Origin of the sequence: Flavobacterium orientale (assembly GCF_014638005.1) — a bacterium.
GTDB classification, from domain to species: Bacteria; Bacteroidota; Bacteroidia; order Flavobacteriales; family Flavobacteriaceae; genus Flavobacterium; species Flavobacterium orientale.
Genome location: NZ_BMFG01000008.1, coordinates 95,727 through 113,197, shown reverse-complemented (window position 1 = coordinate 113,197; position 17,471 = coordinate 95,727). Strand labels below are relative to the sequence as shown.

Annotated in this window: 17 protein-coding genes; 11 read left to right on the top strand and 6 right to left on the bottom strand. The window is 31.6% G+C overall.

The window, feature by feature from the left end; all coding sequences use genetic code 11:
* Positions 1 to 7: 7 nt before the first annotated feature.
* From rpsF to rplI, 3 genes are all read left to right on the top strand, one after another.
* Positions 8 to 346, top strand: coding sequence for a 30S ribosomal protein S6 (gene rpsF, locus IEV15_RS11085; protein WP_188362595.1), 339 nt, complete (start codon positions 8 to 10; stop codon positions 344 to 346).
* 5 nt (positions 347 to 351) lie between these two features.
* Positions 352 to 648, top strand: a complete 297-nt coding sequence (gene rpsR / locus IEV15_RS11080) for a 30S ribosomal protein S18 (RefSeq protein WP_112087383.1) — start codon at positions 352 to 354, stop codon at positions 646 to 648.
* A gap of 62 nt (positions 649 to 710) precedes the next feature.
* Positions 711 to 1,148, top strand: a complete 438-nt coding sequence (gene rplI, locus IEV15_RS11075) for a 50S ribosomal protein L9 (RefSeq protein WP_188362594.1) — start codon at positions 711 to 713, stop codon at positions 1,146 to 1,148.
* 56 nt (positions 1,149 to 1,204) lie between these two features.
* On the opposite strand, the gene IEV15_RS11070 is transcribed toward rplI, so the two are convergent.
* From IEV15_RS11070 to tsaD, 3 genes are read right to left on the bottom strand one after another with little or no spacing between them, the layout of a single operon-like run.
* Positions 1,205 to 1,840 carry a DUF4159 domain-containing protein gene (locus IEV15_RS11070; RefSeq protein WP_188362593.1) on the bottom strand — a complete coding sequence of 212 codons (636 nt, stop codon included), beginning with the start codon at positions 1,838 to 1,840 and terminating at the stop codon, positions 1,205 to 1,207.
* 5 nt (positions 1,841 to 1,845) lie between these two features.
* Positions 1,846 to 2,553: a 16S rRNA (uracil(1498)-N(3))-methyltransferase gene (locus IEV15_RS11065; RefSeq protein WP_188362592.1), complete on the bottom strand. Its 708-nt coding sequence runs from the start codon at positions 2,551 to 2,553 to the stop codon at positions 1,846 to 1,848.
* Position 2,554: 1 nt separating this feature from the next.
* Entirely contained in the window at positions 2,555 to 3,577 is a 1,023-nt protein-coding gene (gene tsaD / locus IEV15_RS11060) for a tRNA (adenosine(37)-N6)-threonylcarbamoyltransferase complex transferase subunit TsaD (RefSeq protein WP_188362591.1), read from the bottom strand.
* A gap of 89 nt (positions 3,578 to 3,666) precedes the next feature.
* Between tsaD and IEV15_RS11055 the strand changes: the two genes are divergently transcribed.
* The 5 genes from IEV15_RS11055 (at position 3,667) to IEV15_RS11035 (ending at position 11,938) form a co-directional block, all read left to right on the top strand.
* Positions 3,667 to 8,130: a translocation/assembly module TamB domain-containing protein gene (locus IEV15_RS11055; RefSeq protein WP_229734144.1), complete on the top strand. Its 4,464-nt coding sequence runs from the start codon at positions 3,667 to 3,669 to the stop codon at positions 8,128 to 8,130.
* 166 nt (positions 8,131 to 8,296) lie between these two features.
* Entirely contained in the window at positions 8,297 to 9,283 is a 987-nt protein-coding gene (pfkA, locus tag IEV15_RS11050) for a 6-phosphofructokinase (RefSeq protein WP_188362590.1), read from the top strand.
* A 32-nt stretch (positions 9,284 to 9,315) separates the two neighbouring features.
* Positions 9,316 to 10,317, top strand: a complete 1,002-nt coding sequence (gene gap, locus IEV15_RS11045) for a type I glyceraldehyde-3-phosphate dehydrogenase (RefSeq protein ID WP_188362589.1) — start codon at positions 9,316 to 9,318, stop codon at positions 10,315 to 10,317.
* Between the two features lie 64 nt (positions 10,318 to 10,381).
* Positions 10,382 to 11,233 (top strand): N-acetylglucosamine kinase, encoded by an 852-nt coding sequence (locus IEV15_RS11040; RefSeq protein WP_188362588.1) that lies wholly within the window; start codon positions 10,382 to 10,384, stop codon positions 11,231 to 11,233.
* An 84-nt stretch (positions 11,234 to 11,317) separates the two neighbouring features.
* Positions 11,318 to 11,938 carry an L-threonylcarbamoyladenylate synthase gene (locus tag IEV15_RS11035; protein WP_188362587.1) on the top strand — a complete coding sequence of 207 codons (621 nt, stop codon included), beginning with the start codon at positions 11,318 to 11,320 and terminating at the stop codon, positions 11,936 to 11,938.
* Between the two features lie 47 nt (positions 11,939 to 11,985).
* On the opposite strand, the gene IEV15_RS11030 is transcribed toward IEV15_RS11035, so the two are convergent.
* The 3 genes from IEV15_RS11030 to IEV15_RS11020 form a co-directional block, all read right to left on the bottom strand.
* Positions 11,986 to 12,822 carry an OmpA/MotB family protein gene (locus tag IEV15_RS11030; protein ID WP_188362586.1) on the bottom strand — a complete coding sequence of 279 codons (837 nt, stop codon included), beginning with the start codon at positions 12,820 to 12,822 and terminating at the stop codon, positions 11,986 to 11,988.
* Positions 12,823 to 12,893: 71 nt separating this feature from the next.
* On the bottom strand, positions 12,894 to 13,904 hold the full coding sequence (locus IEV15_RS11025) for a glycosyltransferase family 2 protein (protein ID WP_188362585.1): 1,011 nt from the start codon (positions 13,902 to 13,904) through the stop codon (positions 12,894 to 12,896).
* The gene (locus tag IEV15_RS11020; protein WP_188362584.1) at positions 13,897 to 14,355 is read right to left on the bottom strand and encodes a type I restriction enzyme HsdR N-terminal domain-containing protein; all 459 of its coding nucleotides are present in this window, start codon (positions 14,353 to 14,355) and stop codon (positions 13,897 to 13,899) included. The genes IEV15_RS11025 and IEV15_RS11020 overlap by 8 nt, the downstream gene beginning before the upstream one ends.
* 65 nt (positions 14,356 to 14,420) lie before the next feature.
* Here IEV15_RS11020 and holA point away from each other — a divergent pair, with 65 nt between their 5' ends.
* The 3 genes from holA (at position 14,421) to ettA (ending at position 17,399) form a co-directional block, all read left to right on the top strand.
* Positions 14,421 to 15,425: a DNA polymerase III subunit delta gene (gene holA / locus IEV15_RS11015; RefSeq protein WP_188362583.1), complete on the top strand. Its 1,005-nt coding sequence runs from the start codon at positions 14,421 to 14,423 to the stop codon at positions 15,423 to 15,425.
* A gap of 74 nt (positions 15,426 to 15,499) precedes the next feature.
* Positions 15,500 to 15,682 (top strand): CAL67264 family membrane protein, encoded by a 183-nt coding sequence (locus IEV15_RS11010; protein WP_188362582.1) that lies wholly within the window; start codon positions 15,500 to 15,502, stop codon positions 15,680 to 15,682.
* A gap of 22 nt (positions 15,683 to 15,704) precedes the next feature.
* Positions 15,705 to 17,399, top strand: a complete 1,695-nt coding sequence (gene ettA, locus IEV15_RS11005; RefSeq protein WP_188362581.1) for an energy-dependent translational throttle protein EttA — start codon at positions 15,705 to 15,707, stop codon at positions 17,397 to 17,399.
* Positions 17,400 to 17,471 lie beyond the last annotated feature (72 nt).

Genomic DNA, 17,471 nt, shown 5'->3' with positions numbered 1-17,471 from the left:
ATTTATTATGAATCATTATGAGACTGTTTTCATCTTGAATCCCGTTTTATCTGAAGTACAGATAAAGGAAACAGTGAGTAAGTTTGAAGATTACCTTACTTCTAGAGGAGCAAAGATGGTATCAAAAGAGGATTGGGGCTTAAAAAAATTAGCTTATGAAATCCAACACAAAAAAAGTGGTTTTTACCATTTGTTTGAATTCACTGCTCCAGGAGAAATCATCATTGGTTTCGAAACTGAGTTTAGACGTGACGAAAGAATTATGCGTTTCTTGACTGTAAGTCTTGACAAACACGCTATTTCATGGGCAGAGAGAAGAAGAGAAAAATTAAAAGTTAAAGCGTAATTACTATGTCAACAATCGAGCAATCAGCTAAAGGAAAAAAAGAAGGAGATATCAGATATCTTACTCCTTTGAACATAGATACAAACAAAACTAAAAAGTATTGTCGTTTCAAAAAGTCAGGTATTAAATATATTGACTATAAAGATGCTGACTTTTTATTGAAATTTGTAAACGAGCAAGGTAAAATTTTACCAAGACGTTTAACAGGAACTTCATTAAAATATCAAAGAAAAGTGTCAGTAGCTGTTAAAAGAGCTAGACATTTAGCTTTAATGCCATATGTGGCGGATTTATTAAAATAATAATTAATTAAGTTGTTGCCTCGTCATTGGCGGGCTAACTTCTATAAAAAAAGGACAACAACATGGAACTAATCTTAAAACAAGACGTTCAAAATTTAGGTTTCAAAGATGATATCGTTTCTGTAAAACCAGGATATGGTAGAAACTTTTTGATTCCTCAAGGATTTGCAGCTTTAGCAACACCTTCTGCTAAAAAAGTTTTAGCTGAAAATTTAAAACAAAAAGCACACAAAGAGCAAAAAGTAATTGATGATGCTACTAAAATTGCTGATGCGTTAAAAGCTTTAGATATTAAAATTGTTGCAAAAGCAGGTGGTGAAAAACTATTTGGTTCAGTAACTAATATGGATATCGTTGAAGCTTTAGAAAAAGCGGGTCATTCAATTGATAGAAAATTCATTACTTCAGGTACTGTTAAAAGAACAGGTAAATATGCTGCTACAGTACGTTTACACCGTTCGGTAGTATTTGAATTACCTTATGAAATTATAGCTGAGTAATTATTTTAGTTATTCAATATAAAATATCAAACCCTGCAATTTGCAGGGTTTTTTTATTAGTTATTAAATATATAGTCAATTATATTGGCACCCATTTTTAAAGCAATTTGCCTAACTTCTTCAGGATTATTGTGTACCTCGCGGTCTTCCCATCCATCACCTAAATCAGTTTCATAAGTATATAACAAAACCAATCGGTTTTTTACAAAAATCCCGAACGCTTGTGGTTTTTGGTTGTCGTGTTCATGAATCTTTGGAATTCCGTTAGGAAAAGAAAATGGTTTTTGAAACAAAACATGATTGGAAGGTAATTCCACTAAATCTGTTTCAGGAAATAGTTTTTTGATTTCCCGTTTGATATATTGATCCATTCCAAAGTTATCATCAATATGTAAAAAACCTCCTGATGTAAGATAATTTCGAAGTTGTTTCACCTCTTGGTCATTAAAAACAACGTTTCCGTGTCCTGTCATGTGTACAAACGGATAGGAAAAAATATCACTACTTCCCGGAGATACAGTTGCAGGTTTTGCATTTATTTTTGTTCCGATTGTGGCATTACAAAAGTTTATCAAATTGGGTAGCGAAGTAGGGTTGGCATACCAATCACCACCTCCATTATATTTTAATAAGGCAATTTCTTGAGCATTTGAAAATGTAATTACAAATAATAGGAAAACTAATTTTTTCATTTTTTTTAATTTGATTGCATTACTGCTACAGTATGACAACCTATAATTGCGGCTGTTTCTGTACGTAAACGTGTGGTTCCTAATGAAACGGGTTTAAAATTATTGGCTTCAGCCAAAGCAACTTCTTCTATTGAAAAATCACCTTCAGGGCCAATCAACAACAAAACAGCTTCGTTTAAATTAAAACTGCTTTTAAAAGTTGTTTTTTCAGATTCATAACAATGTGCGATAAACTTTTGACCGGATATATTTTGTTTTATAAACTCTTTAAACGAAATGGGATGGTTCAATTTCGGTAAAAAATATTGATTGGATTGTTTCATGGCTGATAGCAAAATTTTTTCAAAACGCTCGGTTTTAACTATCTTTCTTTCAGAATGATCACAAATTAATGGAGTGATTTCTTGAATGCCAATTTCTGTAACTTTTTCTAAAAACCATTCATACCTTTCGTTCATTTTTGTTGGAGCAACAGCTAAATGTAAATGTACTTTAGACGACTCTTGTTTTTCAAACGAAAGAATATCAACTGTGCATTTGCTTTCTGAAGCAATTGCTATTTTAGTTGAGAACAAGTAGCCTAAACCATTAGTAACAAATAAGTTGTCGTTTTCTTTTTTGCGAAGAACTTTCACAATGTGTTTGCTTTCTTCTTTTGAAAAAGAGAAACTTTTTGTTTGTTCTGTGAGTGAAGGAAAATAAAATAATTGCATTTTATATCTCAATTCGTGGTTTCGAAACTACGTTTAATTCTTCAAATTGTTTGTTAAGATATTTATAATATCCAACAATTCCAATCATTGCAGCATTATCTGTGGTATATTCAAATTTTGGAATATAAGTTTTCCAACCATACTTGTTTTCTGCTTCTTTTATGGTTTTTCTAATTCCTGAATTAGCTGAAACACCGCCACCAATTGCAATTTGTTTTATAGCAGTTTGAGTAACAGCCATTTTTAATTTTTCCATAATAATTTCAATAATGGCATTTTGAATGGAAGCACAAATATCATTCAAATTTTCTTCAATAAATTTTGGATTCTCTTTAACCTTTTTTTGAATAAAATATAAAATTTGAGTTTTTAAGCCTGAAAAACTAAAGTCCAATCCTGGCACTTTAGGCTTTGTAAAAGAAAATGCTTTTGGATTCCCTAATTGAGCGTGTTTATCAACCAATGGACCACCGGGATAAGGCAAGCCAAGTATTTTAGCCGATTTGTCAAAAGCTTCACCAACTGCATCATCGGTGGTTTCACCAATAATTTCCATGGTAAAAAAGTCAGTAACTTTAATAATTTGAGTGTGTCCACCAGAAATAGTTAATGCTAAAAAAGGAAATTCGGGTTTGTCATAACCTTCTTCATCAATAAAATGAGCTAAAATATGACCTTGCATGTGATGCACAGCAATTAACGGAATAGATAAAGCCATTGCTAACGATTTTGCAAACGAACTTCCAACCAACAAAGAACCCATTAATCCGGGGCCTTGCGTAAAAGCGATTGCACTTAATTGCGATTTTTGAATCCCTGCTTTTCTTAAAGCCTGGTCAACCACAGGAATCATGTTTTGCTGATGAGCTCTTGAAGCAAGTTCCGGAACAACACCGCCAAAAGCCACATGAACGGACTGATTTGCTACAACATTTGACAGCACTTTATCGTTTTGTAAAACAGCTGCAGAAGTATCGTCACAAGAACTTTCTATTGCTAGTATAAAAATGGAATCATTAGCCATAGGATGGGCACGAATTTTGAATTATATTTGACAAATTTAAAACAATTAGGGGTATCAAAAAATTAAAAAAAATAGTATTACGTTCTCTTTTGGGGATAATTCTATTATTGCTCCTATTTGGCGTATTACTATCATTACCTCCGGTTCAAACTTCTATTGCTAATTATTTCACAAACAAGATAAATAAACAATATGGTACTGATATTTCAATTGATGAAGTTGCCATTTCAATTTTTGGTAGCGTAAAATTTAAAAAAGTTGTGATTAAAGACCATCACAAAGATACTTTAATTTTTGTTGATCGTTTGAGTACCAAAATTAAAGACTTAGACCCCATTTTGAAAGGAGATTTGATTTTTGATGATCTAAAATTAAATGGATTAAAATTTTCGATAATCAATTACAAAAACGAGAACCAAACAAATTTAGATGTTTTTATTGATGCATTTGATGACGGAAGACCTTCGTCAGGAAAATTTCTAATGTTAGCCAATACGATTGCGATTATTAACAGTACGTTTCTTTTTAAAAATGAAAACAAATCCAGTCCTAAAATACTTCATTTTACCCAATTAAATTCAAATTTAACAGATTTTAAAATCAAAGGAACTGATGTAACTTCAAAAATTGATAATTTAAATGGTGTTGATTTCAGAGGTTTAGTTATCAAAAATTTAAAATCAGATTTTAGTTATACACGCAGACAAATAAAACTTGATGATTTTGCTTTGCAAACAGCTAATTCTTCATTGTTTGGAAATGTAAGTTTGAATTACAATAAAGATACTAACGATTTTGCCGATTTCTTTAATCGCGTGGTTTTTGATTTCAAAGTAAATTCTGCTTCGATTAATACCAATGATATTCGATATTTTTATAAAGAATTATCTTCCGATAAAAGTTTTATTTTTAACTCTGATATCAATGGAACTTTAAATGACTTAAGTATTTCAAATTTAAATCTTAAAGAAGGTGAAAGAACCAAAATTATTGGAGATGTTAATTTCAAAAATCTTTTTGGTAATAAAGAAGAGACTTTTTACATGGAGTCCACTTTTTCACATTTAACCTCCAACTATAAAGATTTAACTGCTTTATTACCTAATATATTAGGGAAAAAATTGCCAAGTTCAATCAATAAACTTGGGCAGTTTTCTTTACGTGGTGATGCGATAGTTGCTTTTGACCGCATCAATACAAATTTTGTAATGACTTCTGATTTAGGTTCTGGTAAACTTAATTTGGACATGACTAATATTGAGTTTATTGATAATGCTTCCTATTCAGGAACTATTGTTCTGGATCGTTTTGCAATAGGTGAAATTTTAAATAGAAGTGATGTTGGCAACATTTCCATGAACATGCAAGTTGATGGAGCTGGTTTTACCGAAGATTTAATCAATACCCGATTTAAAGGATTTATTTCTCAATTGAATTATAACAATTACAATTACACTGGTGTTGCCATTGATGGTTTATTTAGAAAACCACTTTTCTCAGGTAAAATAAATATTAATGACCCCAATCTCTTTATGGATTTTGATGGGTTGTTAGATGTATCTCAAAAAGAAAATGTCTATAAATTTACTACCCGAATTGATTATGCAGATTTACATAAATTAAATTTTATTAAAACAGATTCAATTTCAATTTTTAAAGGACATATAACTTCTAATCTTGCCGGGAATAGTTTAGATAATATTTACGGAGATGTTGCTTTCCTTAATGCATCTTATCAAAACAACAGAGATATTTTTGTGTTTGATGATTTTAAATTGAGCTCAACTTTTGACGAGAATAGAGAACGAACCATTGAAATAAATTCACCGGATATTGTTGAAGGGAAAGTTGTGGGCAAGTTTGATTTTAATCAAATTCCGATGATGGTTGGAAATGCTCTGGGAAGTGTTTATACTAATTATGCTCCTGAGAAGGTCAAAAAAGGTCAATATTTAAAATTCAATTTTGCCATTTTTAATAAAATTATTGAAATTTTTTATCCTGATATTTCGGTAAGTAAGAATACCTACATTCGTGGAAATATCAATTCTGACACCAATGAATTTAAGATGAATTTCTCGTCACCCTTAATTTTGGCCAACGAAAATCAATTTGAAAAAATTAAATTCGAAATAGACAACAAAAACCCACTTTACAACACGTTTATAGAAATTGATTCTATAAAAACCAAACATTATAAGTTCTCTGATTTCAATTTGCTTAACGTGACTTCAAAAGACACCTTATTCATTCGAAGTGAATTTAAAGGAGGCGACAAGGCCAATGATTTTTATAACTTGAACATTTATCATACTATTGATGTTAATAAAAACAATGTGGTTGGTATTCAAAAATCAGAACTTCATTTTAAAGATTACATGTGGTATTTGAATGAAGAAGAGAATTCAGAAAATAAAATTATTTTTAATAATAGGTTTTCTGATTTTATTTTTCAAAACATCAAAATGACGCATGAGGAACAATTTATCAATTTTGATGGCGAAATAAAAGGAACGACTTTTAAAGATTTAAATTTAAATTTTGAAAAAGTAAATATTGGAAAAATAATTCCCGTTTCAGATAATTTAGTAATTGAAGGAAGTTTAGACGGTCAAATTAACTTTAAACAATTAAATGAAGAATTCCGACCATATTCTTCGTTGAAAGTTGAAAATTTTAACGTGAACAACATAGATTTTGGAACTTTAAATTTGGATATTATTGGTGATGATAAATTTGAAAATTTCAGAATTAATTCAAGTGTAAAAAATGAAAATTTAGAAAGTTTCTTGGCAGAAGGAACCGTTTATTTTGAAAACAGAGAACCTATTCTTGACTTAGATTTAAAACTCAATAAATTCAATGTGGGAGCTTTCAGTTCTTATGGAGGAGAAGTGATAACTAACATCAGAGGTTTGGTTTCTGGAAATGCATCCTTTCAAGGTCAGCTTCAAAATCCGGAAATTGAAGGACGTTTGTATTTGGAAGATGCCGGACTTTCTGTACCTTATTTGGGAGTTGATTATGCTTTTGATAAAAATTCAATTGTCGATTTAACGCAACGCCAATTTTTACTTCGCAATATCTCTATGACCGATTCGAAGTATAAAACAAAAGGTATTTTAAGCGGTAATATTCGTCATTTTAATCTTTCAGATTGGAGATTGGATTTAGAAATTTCTTCAGACTATTTGAATGTTTTAGATACACAAGATACTGATGATACACCCTATTATGGTAATGCTTTTATAGAAGGAACAGCAACAATTACAGGTCCAACAAAATCATTATTGATTGATGTTCAAGCTAAATCTAAAAAGGGAACATTTATTAAAATACCGGTTTCAAACACACAATCAATAGGTGATAATTCGTACATCCGATTTATTACTAAAGAAGAAAAATATAATTTGGAATCAGGAACTACCGGATTGGCTAAAAATTATAATGGATTAGAATTAAATTTCGATTTAGATATAACTGAAGATGCCGAAATAGAAGTGATTTTAGATAAAGAAACCGGGCATTTAATGAAAGGAAAAGGTTTTGGAACACTTTCTATGCAAATTAATACTTTGGGTAAATTTAACATGTATGGGGATTTTAGTATCAACGAAGGAATTTATAATTTTAAATACCGAGGTTTAGTTAGTAAACAATTTAAAGTTAAAAAATACGGCTCTATAGTTTGGGATGGTGATCCAATGCGAGCTCGATTAAATATTGAAGCTGTTTATGATAATATCAGAGCAAATCCCGCATTATTGCTAGATAATCCAACGGTTAATCAAAAAGTTCAAGTGGAAGTTGTTATTGGAATTACCGGTTTTCTAAACAATCCCGAACCTGATTTTATGATTAACTTTCCAACGGTGAGTTCTGTACTTAAATCAGAAATTCAAACCAAATTAGACGACAAAGATACACGTCAAACACAGGCTCTATATTTATTGGCCTCGGGCAATTTTTTGAGTACAGATGGAGGTTTGTCTCAAAATGCATTGTCCAATAATTTATTTGAAACTTTTACCGGAGTTTTTAATGACATTATTAAAGATGAAGAAGGTAAAATGAATGTGGGTGTTGTTGTTGATTCAGCTGACAGAACTCCCGGACGTGAAACCGACGGTAGTGTTGGATTAACTACGTCTTTCGAAATTAACGAACGAATTTCTGTCAACGGAAAATTAGGTGTGCCAATTGGAGGAATTAATGATGCAGCCGTGGTTGGCGATGTTGAAATTCTTTATCGGGTTACCAAAGACGGAAAGTTCAATCTAAGGGTTTTTAATCGTGAAAATGATATAACCTATATTGGAGAAGGAATAGGATACACACAAGGAATTGGTGCAACTTACCAAGTTGATTTTGATACATTTAAAGAATTAATCAACGGAATTTTCAAAAGAGCAAAATTGACAAGAGATGTTGACTCATCGGGTCAAGATTCTGATTCTGATTTTAAACCTGAGTTTTTAAATTTCATAAACGAAAAGAAAAAAACCTATGAGAAACCTAAAAAAGAAGAGGAAAAACCACCAGAAATTGATTGATGATTAATTAGATATTTTATCAAAAGCTCCATTTTAATGGAGCTTTTTTGTTAGTAAAAAACTTATCAACGAAAACGTTTGAAAATTTCGATAATTGTCGAAATAGTAGAAATGTCAGTAAAAAAGTCATATTTGTTTGCTAAATTTACATTTTAAACAATAAAAAATGTCGAAAACAATAAAAAAAATAGGTGTACTAACTTCCGGAGGAGATTCTCCCGGAATGAATGCAGCCATTCGTTCTGTAGTAAGAACTTGTGCTTTTCATAATATTGAATGTATTGGAATTTATCGTGGCTATCAAGGAATGATAGAAGGTGATTTCAAAGAAATGGGTCCTCGTTCAGTGAATAACATTGTGAATAAAGGCGGAACAATCTTAAAATCAGCACGTTCAAAAGAGTTTATGTCTCCTGAGGGAAGAAAAAAAGCCCACGACAATTTAGTAAAGGCCGAAATAGATGCGTTTGTCGTTATTGGTGGTGACGGTAGTTTTACAGGAGCTTTAGTTTTCAATAAAGAATTTGACTTTCCTGTGATAGGAATTCCGGGAACTATAGATAACGATATTTTTGGAACTAGTCATACTTTAGGTTATGATACCGCTTTGAATACGGTTGTAGAAGTTATAGATAAAATCAGAGATACAGCAAGTTCACATAATCGCTTGTTTTTTGTGGAGGTTATGGGTCGTGATGCGGGACATATCGCTTTGAACGCCGGAATTGGAGCAGGAGCAGAGGAAATTCTAATTCCTGAAGAAGATTTAGGTTTGGAACGATTGGTTGAATCTCTTGAAAAAAGTAAGCTTACAGGAAAATCTTCAAGTATTGTTGTGGTTGCAGAAGGTGATAAAACCGGTAAAAATGTATTCGAATTAAAAGAATATGTAGAGGAACATATGCCGGAATATGATGTTAGGGTTTCCGTTTTAGGTCATATGCAACGTGGTGGTTCTCCTTCTTGTTTTGATAGAGTTCTTGCAAGTAGGTTAGGAGTAAAAGCGGTTGAATCTTTATTAGAAAATAAAACAAACTTTATGGTTGGTTTGATAAATGATAAAGTGGCATTAACTCCTTTAGAACAAGCTATTAAAGGGCATTGTGAAGTGGATAAAGAACTCTTAAGAGTTTCAGACATCATGTCAATTTAAAAAAAATAAGTATAAAAATTAATATAAAAATCATGTCAAAAGTAAAATTAGGAATTAACGGATTTGGTAGAATTGGAAGAATTGTTTTTAGAGAAACAATCAACAGAGATAATATTGAAGTAGTAGCTATCAATGATTTATTAGATGTAGAACACTTAGCTTACTTGTTAAAATACGATTCAGTACACGGAAGATTTAATGGAACAGTTGAAGTGACAAATGGCGAATTGTTTGTTAACGGAAAGAAAATTCGTGTATCTGCAGAAAGAGATCCTTCTGTTTTAAAATGGGACGAAGTTGGTGTGGATATCGTTGCAGAATGTACAGGAATTTTTACAACACTTGAAACAGCAAATTCTCATATCAAAGGTGGAGCTAAAAAAGTTGTTATTTCTGCACCTTCAGCCGATGCACCAATGTTTGTTATGGGTGTAAATCACGAAAAAATTACTGCAGCTGATACTATTGTTTCAAATGCATCTTGTACAACCAATTGTTTGGCTCCATTAGCAAAAGTGATTCATGATAATTTTGGAATTGTTGAAGGTTTAATGACAACTATTCACGCTACAACAGCAACTCAATTAACAGTTGACGGTCCTTCTAAAAAAGATTATAGAGGTGGAAGAGCCGCTTTATTAAATATCATTCCGGCTTCAACCGGTGCTGCTAAAGCTGTTGGTAAAGTTATACCTGAATTAAACGGAAAATTAACAGGAATGTCAATGCGTGTTCCAACTGCTGACGTTTCTGTTGTAGATTTAACTGTTAAAGTGGCAAAGGAAACTTCGTATGAAGAAATTATGAAAGTTTTAAAAACTGCTTCTGAAACTACAATGAAAGGTGTTTTAGGATTCACAGAAGATGATGTGGTGTCTCAAGACTTCATCTCCGATCCAAGAACTTCAATTATTGATGCAAAAGCAGGAATTGGTTTAAACAGCACTTTCTTTAAATTAGTTTCTTGGTATGATAATGAATATGGTTATTCAAGTAAATTAGTTGACTTATCATTACATATTGCTAAACTTTAATAGTTACAAAAAGTCCTGTTAGCACTAACCTGACAGGACTTTTTTTATTCAAACAAACCAAATTATGAAATTATTAGTAGATAGTGGTTCAACAAAAGCAGATTGGATTGCCATTGATGACAATGGTAAAGTTTTGTTCACCACACAATCTTTAGGTTTGAATCCTGAAGTATTATCAAAGGATGAAATTATTGAACGATTGAATGATAAGTTTGATATTTCTCATAATAAGAATAAGGCTACTCATTTATTTTTTTATGGAGCAGGTTGCGGAACAGATAGAATGAAAAATTTTTTAACCGAAGTTTTTCAAGGTTATTTTAGTAATGCAAATGTAGTAGTTCACGAAGATACTTATGCTGCGGTTTATGCCACAACTCCAAAAAATCAGGAAGCCATTGTTTGCATTCTTGGAACGGGCTCAAATTGTAGTTACTTTGATGGGAAAGTGCTTCATCAAAAAGTACAATCGTTAGGATATATTTGTATGGATGATTGTAGTGGCAATCGATTCGGTCGCCATTTGTTGAGAGGTTATAGTTTTAATAAAATGCCAGATGATTTGAAAAAAGAGTTTGAAGAAGAATACAATCTAGATCCGGATTACATAAAAAATAATTTATACAAAGAACCCAATCCAAATGCTTATTTGGCAACTTTTGCTAAGTTTTTAATCAAGCATAAAGATGCTGATTTTTGTAAAAAATACATCAATATGGAATTGGAAGATTTTGTAGAAAATTATATCAAACAATTTGATAATTATCAAACGGTTCCTGTTCATTTTGTGGGTTCCATTGCCTTTTATCTTAAAGACGAACTACAAGAAGTTTTGACCCAACATGGCATTCAACTTGGTAATGTTTTACGTAGACCTATTGATGGTTTGATAGCTTATCATATTTTAAATAATTAATAAAGTAACCGAAGTTTTAACTACTTCGGTTTTTTTTGGTTTAAAAGTTTTTTCTGATGTATTTTTACGGGAGAATTTATTATTATGGCCAGTTTTATAAAATTATATCCCGAGAATCCGAATCCTAAAGAAATAGCAAAAGTTATTAAAGTTTTAAAAGACGGTGGACTTATCATCTATCCCACCGATACCGTTTATGGATTGGGCTGTGATATTACCAACACAAAAGCTTTAGAACGTATTGCTAAAATTAAAGGTATTAAACTTGAAAAAGCTAATTTTTCGTTTATTTGTCATGATTTGAGTAATCTTTCCGATTATGTTAGACAGATTGATACAGCCACATTTAAAATTTTAAAACGAGCTTTGCCCGGACCTTACACTTTTATTTTACCCGGAAATAATAATTTACCCAAAGAATTTAAGAAAAAGAAAACAGTAGGAATTCGTGTCCCTGATAATGCTATAACATTGGAAATTGTTCGTCAATTAGGCAATCCAATTGTTTCAACCTCTATTCATGATGACGATGAAGTATTAGAATATTCAACAGATCCAGAATTAATTTTTGAAAAATGGCAATTTTTAGTAGACTTAGTTATTGATGGTGGTTACGGTGACAACCAACCTTCGACAGTTATTGATTTGTCGGAAGAAGAACCCGAAATAATTAGAGAAGGAAAAGGAAGTCTTGATATATTATAAAAAAAACGCCTCAATTATGAGGCGTTTTTCTATATAAGTTAACCGGATTATTTACCAGTTTGTTTTTTCATTTCTTTTTCGATCATGTCATAAAACTGATCAATTTTTGGCATAACAATAATTCTTGTTCTTCTGTTTGCCGCTCTGTTTTCAACAGTATTATTTGCAACTAAAGGTTGAAATTCACCTCTTCCTGCTGCAATCATTTGTTTTGGATTTACTTTGTGATCATTAGTTAACACTCTAACCACAGCAGTAGCACGTTTAGCACTCAAATCCCAGTTGTCTAATAAAACACCATTTCTGTAAGGAACGTTGTCAGTATGACTTTCAACCATACATTCAAAGTCGGGTTTATCGTTTACAACTTTTGCAACTTTACCTAAAATTTCTTTAGCTCGGTCGCTTATTTCATAACTTCCTGATTTAAATAATAATTTGTCAGCAATAGAAATCATTACAACTCCTTTTTCAACATTTATTTCAATATCCGGATCACTGATTCCTACTGCACTTTTTAAACTAGTAACAAGTGCCAATGTTACACTGTCTTTACGAGTTAATGCATCTTGAAGTCTAGAAATTTTCAAATCTTTTTCTTTCAAACTTTCTAAAGATTTTTCAAGATTTTCAGCACCTTTAGCAGATAACAAAGTGATGTTTCCAACATTACTAATCAAATCAGAATTGGTTTTCTTTAAATCGGCTAGTTGATTTGAAATTATGTCTTTTTCAGACAAACATAAATTCAATTTAACTGTAGTAGAGTTTAATAAATCTTGACACTCTTTATTTTTTGCTTCTAATTCAGCAATTTTCTTTTTTGTGCCACATGATCCTAGTGTCATGGCTGCAATTGAAACGAATAAAATCAGTCTTTTCATTGGTGAAGTATTTTGTTTTACAAATTTAAGGATTATTAGCAAAGATTGTACCAATTAAAACATAAAAAACATTAAAATAAATCTTTAAAATAGCGTTTTTTTGCCCAATAATAGTCTAAAACTATACTTGAAACGGAATAGTATTTTTTTGGAATAAATTTAACTCTCTTTTTTGAAATTTTGGGAAACATAATATAAAATGAAAAGTGAGCTTTTAAAATAGCTATAAAATGCTGAAACTTACCTAAAAATAAAAAACGAACTCCGGCAACACCATCCAAAATTAATCTAAAAATGATAATCTGAAAAACTTGTTTTGCAGGTAAATTTTTAACCAACATCAACAATGAATTTCTAAAATTCAAATATGTTTTTTTTGGATTACTGGCTTCTAGCGTTGCACCACCTAGATGAAAAACCGTCGATTTTCCACAATATTTAATCGTATGATTGGCATTAAAAGCTCGCCAACACAAATCTATTTCTTCTTGATGTGCAAAAAAATCGGTATCAAATCCACCTAGTTCTTGAAAAACAGATTTTCTGATAAATAAACAAGCTCCTGAAGCCCAAAAAACCGTTGTGGTATCATCATATTGCTTGTTGTCTTTTTCGATTGTTGTGAAAATTCTACCACGACAAAATGGATAACCAAATTTATCTATAAAACCACCACCGGCTCCGGCATATTCAAAATAATCTTTATTTTTATAATCTAAAATTTTCGGTTGAATGATAGCTGTTTCAGGTTCATTATCAAAGAGTTCAATAATAGGTTGTAACCAATTTTCTGTAACTTCAATATCAGAATTTACTAAGGCGTAAATTTCTTCCTCAACATGTTGTAATGCGATAGTATAACCACCCGCAAAACCATAATTTTCTTGATTTTGAATAAGAGTAACTGTTGGAAAATTTTTCTGTAGAAAGGAAACTGAAGTATCGGATGAATTATTATCTACCACATAAATTGTAGCATTATCAGAATAGTTTACAATAGATGGTAAAAATTTTTCAAGAAGTGAAACACCATTCCAATTTAAAATGACAACGGCTACTTTATTTTTTGATGAATTATTCAAATTGATTTAAGTTAAATTCCGGAATATCGGTTAAAAAATTATAATTGGATTGTTCCACATTTATTTCACAAAAATAATGATTCAAACCATTTGTAACCATTAAATAAGTAGCGTTTAAAATAAAATTATATTGAGCCAATTGATCAAATGCTTTTTGACTTAATTTAACTTCAGGTGCTTTGCATTCAATAACCAAATAAATACTGCCATCCGGACGAAAAGCCACTACATCATATCGTTTGCTAATTCCGTTCTGAAGTACTTTTTTTTCTACATTAATTAATGTTTTTGGATGTTTTTTTACACTAATTAAATAATGCACAACATGTTGTCTGACCCATTCTTCGGGTGTGAGAAGCACAAATTTTTTACGAATTTCATCAAAGATAGCGACTTTATTTTCACTATTTTTGAATCGGAAGTTAAACACCGGGAAATTGAGTTTTTGCATGGTGTAAATATAAATAGTTTATACCAAAATGAGAAAACTATAATCACAGCTTACACAAATTTACTATGGATGAAGTTATAGGTATCATCAATGATATAAAACAAAAGAAATTTAAACCTGTTTATTTTTTAATGGGCGAAGAACCTTATTATATTGATAAAATTTCTGAATTCATTGAAAGTTCTATTTTATCAGAGGAAGAAAGAGGATTTAACCAAATGGTTTTATACGGTAGAGATGTTTCTGTTCAAGATATTATTTCAAATGCAAAACGCTATCCGATGATGGCTGATTATCAAGTGATAATGGTAAAAGAAGCTCAAGATTTAAGCAGAACTATTGATGACCTTTTGTCTTATGTTGAAAATCCGCAACCTACAACCATTTTGGTTTTTGCATATAAATACAAAACCTTAGACAAAAGAAAATCACTTGCAAAATCGTTACAAAAAAATGGTTTATTGTTTGAAAGCAAAAAACTATATGACAACCAAGTAGGATCATGGATAGTTAGAATTTTAAAAGGAAAAGGGTACGCCATTGAACCAAAAGCTTCAGAAATGTTGGTTGAATTTTTGGGTACAGATTTAAATAAAATCAATAATGAACTAGAAAAACTTCAAATTATTCTTCCGGTCGGAACTACAATTACTGCGAATCATATAGAAGAAAATATTGGATTTAGTAAAGACTTTAATGTATTTGAACTAAGAAAGGCTATTGGTAGCAAAGCTATTTTTCAGGCTTATAAAATTGCAGATCATTTTGCTCAAAACAAAAAAGAATACCCTATGGTTTTGACTACCGGACAGGTTTTTGCTTTTTTTGTTAAATTATTACAATACCATGGATTGAACGATAAATCTGCAACCAATGTAGCAAAAGTATTGGCTGTGAGTCCATTTTTTGTACAAGAATATATTACGGCCGCAAAAAATTATCCTATGAAAAAAGTGAGCAACATTGTTTCCTCGCTTCGAGATATTGATTCGAAGAGTAAAGGAGTGGGAGCCAATCAAATGCATGAAGCCGATTTACTTAAAGAAATGCTTATTAAAATTTTTAATTAAAATTGTTAGAATTTTTGATTTTGTTTTCCAATACCCTATAAAAACACGATATTTACACTCTTAAAATTTATAAAATGGGAATCAATAAAAATACAATTTTAGCTTGGGCAACATTCATTATGATTTTAATGGGTTTGTTATTAATTGGCATGGGAGCGTTTCGATATAATGACGTCGCCGGTTGGGGATTTGCTGCAACTGGAATTGGTTTTTTAGCCATAGCATGGGTGTTTAATGCTTTAAAAGGAAGAGTTTAATTAAAATAAAATAATCAATTATATGTCAGACGATAAGAAAGTAATTTTTTCAATGTCTCGAGTGAGTAAAACCTACTCGAGCACAAATAAACAGGTTTTAAAAGATATTTATCTTAGCTTTTTTTATGGAGCTAAAATTGGGATCCTTGGTTTAAATGGTTCGGGTAAATCTTCACTATTAAAAATCATAGCCGGAGTTGATAAAAACTACCAAGGTGATGTTGTTTTTGCTCCGGGTTATAAAGTAGGTTATCTTGAACAAGAACCAATTTTAGATGAAACCAAAACAGTAATCGAAATTGTTAGAGAAGGTGCCGCAGAAACAATTGCCTTGCTTGATGAATTCAATAAACTAAATGACATGTTTGGTTTACCTGAAATTTATGGAGATGCGGATAAAATGCAAAAATTAATGGACCGTCAAGCAGAGCTTCAAGATAAAATTGATGCAGCCGGTGCTTGGGAAATCGATAATAAATTGGAAGTAGCAATGGATGCCTTGCGAACTCCGGAGCCTGACACACCAATAAAAGTGCTTTCAGGAGGTGAACGCAGACGTGTTGCTTTGTGTCGTCTTTTACTGCAACAACCCGATGTTTTATTATTGGATGAGCCAACTAACCATTTAGATGCCGAATCTGTTTTGTGGTTAGAACAACATTTACAACAATATCCGGGAACTGTAATTGCAGTAACTCACGACAGATACTTTTTAGATAATGTTGCCGGTTGGATTCTAGAATTGGATAGAGGAGAAGGTATTCCTTGGAAAGGAAACTATTCGTCTTGGTTAGATCAAAAAACCAAACGAATGGAATTGGAAGAAAAAGTAGCTTCTAAACGGAGAAAAACGTTAGAACGCGAATTAGATTGGGTACGACAAGGAGCAAAAGGACGTCAAACCAAACAAAAGGCTCGTTTACAAAATTATGATAAGCTTTTAAATGAAGACCAAAAAGAGTTGGACGAAAAATTAGAATTGTATATTCCAAACGGACCACGTTTGGGAACCAATGTGATTGAAGCCCAAGGTGTAGCAAAAGCTTATGGCGATAAATTGCTTTATGAAGATTTGAATTTCAGATTGCCACAAGCCGGAATTGTTGGAATTATTGGACCAAATGGTGCCGGAAAAACAACAATTTTCAAAATGATTATGGGTGAAGAAAATCCTGATAAAGGAGAATTTTCAACTGGAGATACCGTGAAAATTGCTTATGTAGATCAATCACACAGTAATATTGATGTTGACAAATCAATTTGGGAAAACTTTTGTGATGGTCAAGAATTAATTATGATGGGCGGACGTCAAGTAAATTCGAGAGCTTATTTGAGTCGTTTTAATTTTGGTGGAAGCGACCAAAACAAAAAAGTTTCAACATTGTCGGGAGGCGAAAGAAACCGTTTGCATCTAGCCATTACGTTAAAAGAAGAAGGAAACGTGTTGCTTCTGGATGAGCCAACTAATGATTTAGACATTAATACCTTACGAGCATTGGAGGAAGGTTTAGAAAACTTTGCCGGTTGTGCCGTGATTATTTCACATGACAGGTGGTTTTTGGACAGAATTTGTACACACATTTTAGCGTTTGAAGGCGATTCGCAAGTCTATTTCTTTGAAGGAAGTTTTACAGAATACGAAGAAAACAAAAAGAAACGTCTTGGAGCCGATGTGACACCAAAACGAATTAAATATAAAAAATTAGTTAGAAGTTAATTTTTATCAAATCCTGAGAAATCAGGATTTTTTTTTAATAAAATAGATTACATTTGGTAAAATAAATTTAGA